The organism is Methanosphaera sp. (genome assembly GCF_016282985.1).
Classification (GTDB): Archaea; Methanobacteriota; Methanobacteria; order Methanobacteriales; family Methanobacteriaceae; genus Methanosphaera.
Window position 1 is genome coordinate 1 of the sequence record NZ_JAEELZ010000084.1, and the last position, 2,596, is coordinate 2,596.

Annotated in this window: 2 protein-coding genes and 1 pseudogene; all 3 read left to right on the forward strand. The window is 28.5% G+C overall.

Features of this window, described 5'->3' with window-relative positions; genetic code table 11:
- Positions 1 to 1,545: pseudogene (locus tag QZZ11_RS04815) on the forward strand (hypothetical protein); the annotation flags it as partial.
- Positions 1,538 to 2,149 carry a hypothetical protein gene (locus QZZ11_RS04820; protein WP_292474069.1) on the forward strand — a complete coding sequence of 204 codons (612 nt, stop codon included), beginning with the start codon at positions 1,538 to 1,540 and terminating at the stop codon, positions 2,147 to 2,149. The pseudogene QZZ11_RS04815 and the gene QZZ11_RS04820, both read left to right, overlap by 8 nt.
- A gap of 56 nt (positions 2,150 to 2,205) precedes the next feature.
- Positions 2,206 to 2,406, forward strand: coding sequence for a hypothetical protein (locus tag QZZ11_RS04825; protein WP_292474070.1), 201 nt, complete (start codon positions 2,206 to 2,208; stop codon positions 2,404 to 2,406).
- The last annotated feature ends 190 nt before the right edge of the window (positions 2,407 to 2,596 follow it).

The window sequence follows — 2,596 nt, forward strand, 5'->3', positions numbered from 1 at the left end:
GGAAAGAAGCAAATGAATAAAATTCCTCAATTGCATGAAGATGTATTGTCTAAAGCAAAAAGTGATAACTTAGGACAATATGTTTGGGATTGTGGAGTTGGTCCTCAGATGGGATATAGTTTTAGTATTATTCATGCATTAGCGTATAGTTTCATTGGTTATCAAACTGCTTATATTGCAACAAATTGGAGTCCAATATATTGGGATACAGCTTGTTTAGTTGTTAATAGTGGTAGTTTAGAGGATAGTAATGATGGATACAATGACAATGATTTTTATGAAAATGGACAGCCAAACAAGAAAAAAGAAACTGGCACAGATTATGGAAAGATGGCCAAGGGGCTCGGCGAAATCATTGCGGCTAACATTAAAATTAGTTTAGTTGATATTAATAGATCAGATTATGGATTCAAACCAGATGTAAAAAATAATCAAATTCTTTTTGGTATGAAAGCTCTTGGATATGTAGGAGCTGATATAGTAGATAGAATTAAAGAAGGCCGTCCATATAGTAGTTTAAAAGATTTTATGAATAGATGTAAATTAAATAAAACTGCTATGGTAAATTTAATAAAAGGTGGAGCCTTTGATAATTTAGAACAAGACTGGGCGAAGCGAATTAATATTGAACCAAGATTTTTAGCTATGGCATATTATTTATCCGTAGTAAGTGAGCCAAAAAAGCGTTTAACTTTACAAAATTTTAACGGTTTAATTCAACAAGGTCTTCTTCCAGATGAATTAGATTTTCATAAGAAACTTTTTGAATTTAATAAGTTTTTAAAGAAACGAAAATCAAATACGTATTACGTGATAAACGATGTAGCAGCCGCGGAGTTTTATGAACAATATTTTCCTATTGAAGATATTGCAATGCTTCAAAATGGTTATATCTTTCTTGATCAAAAAACTTGGGATAAAACCTATAAAATTAATATGGAAGAAGCTAGAGATTATATAAAATCTCATCAACAAGAAATGTTAAAAGCATACAATACCATTCTTTTTAAAGAACAATGGAATAAATATGCACAAGGAAGTATTTCAGCATGGGAAATGGAAGCTTTATGTTTTTATTATCATGACCATGAATTAAAGTATATTGATAATGCTAAATATGGAATAAAAGACTTTTTCTCATTATCCCCAATTCCAGAAGTAGATTATCATTTTAAACGTAATGGTAAACAAATTCCTATTTATAAACTTTGTCGTATTGCAGGAACTGTAATAGGAAAGAATGATACTCGACATAGTGTAACACTTCTTACAACTTCTGGAGTAGTAAATATTAAATTTACACGAGATTATTATGCGATGTTTAATCGTCAGCTTAGTGAAAAAGATGAAAAGGGAGTTAAACATATTGTAGAAAAAGGTTGGTTTACTCGTGGAACTAAAATTCTTGTAACTGGCTATCGTCGTGATGATACTTTTGTAACAAAAAAATATAAAAATACAGGAGGTCATCAATTATATAAAATAACTGCAATTCATGGAAGAAATATAGATATTACATCTGAAAGGTATGGAAATAATGAGTAGGAAGCCTGACTTAATTTTATTATGTGGAAAATCTGGAAGTGGAAAAAGTTATGAATTAAATCTTATGTATAATAGATATTATAAATTTCTTGATAAGATTAATTTCTTAACAATTAATACAACAAGACCTCCACGATTAGAAGATATAGAATCTATTGATTATAATTTTTGTACTAAAAAAGATTTTGATAAAGAAAAATATTTAGTCAAAAAAGGGTTTTCTACTGGAGAAGGATTACATTGGCAATATTGGTCATATGGACTCCCGGAATCAAGTATAGATCCAGATAAAATTAATATTGGTATTCTTGATCCAGAGTCTATACTTGAAATTAAAAAAATGGATCGATTTAATTTGAAAATCTTTTTCATTTCTGCTCATCCTCAACTTAGACTTGAAAGAAATTTTCGTAAAGCAGAATCAACCAGAGCTTATTCAGAAATTTGTCGTAGATTCCTTACAGATGAAAAAGATTTTCAAATTCTTAATCAATTAGACTATACAATAATTAATAATTCTTATTCTGAAGAAAATAATCATAATTATTATTTAATTTATAATTATATAGACCAGCTATTAGCTGATAAGGACAACATGAGTTAATGTTTCCTTGATGGTTTTAATATATATAGTACAATTATTTTAGAAAGGAATACAAAATGATCACATTATATACAACTCATTGTCCTAAATGTAGAACATTAGAAAAAAATTTACAGAAAAAAGGAATTCCTTATACCACTTCAGAAAATTTAGATAAACTAGTAAGAGCAGGTTTTTCTTCTGCTCCTATGTTAGAAGTAGCAGAAGGACAGTTTTTAAATTTTAAAGAAGCTTGGGGTTGGATTAATCAACAGTAAGAGGAATATAAATGCAAATTAATATTAGACTTTCAAAAAACTTTACTACTCAATGGAATAAACTTCAAGCTGAATTTGGGTAGGATATTGCAAGAATTAATGGTTTTGATGATAATCAATTAAGTTATACTAATTTTATTGATAATTTTATTGATGAAAAGGTAGTGGCTGATGCAAGTATCGATGGAAA

What these genes read in the sequence shown, in the direction of transcription:
- QZZ11_RS04820 (WP_292474069.1), top strand. Translation starts at nt 1,538, where the DNA reads ATGAGTAGGAAGCCTGACTTAATTTTATTATGTGGAAAATCTGGAAGT.
- QZZ11_RS04825 (WP_292474070.1), top strand. Translation starts at nt 2,206, where the DNA reads ATGATCACATTATATACAACTCATTGTCCTAAATGTAGAACATTAGAA.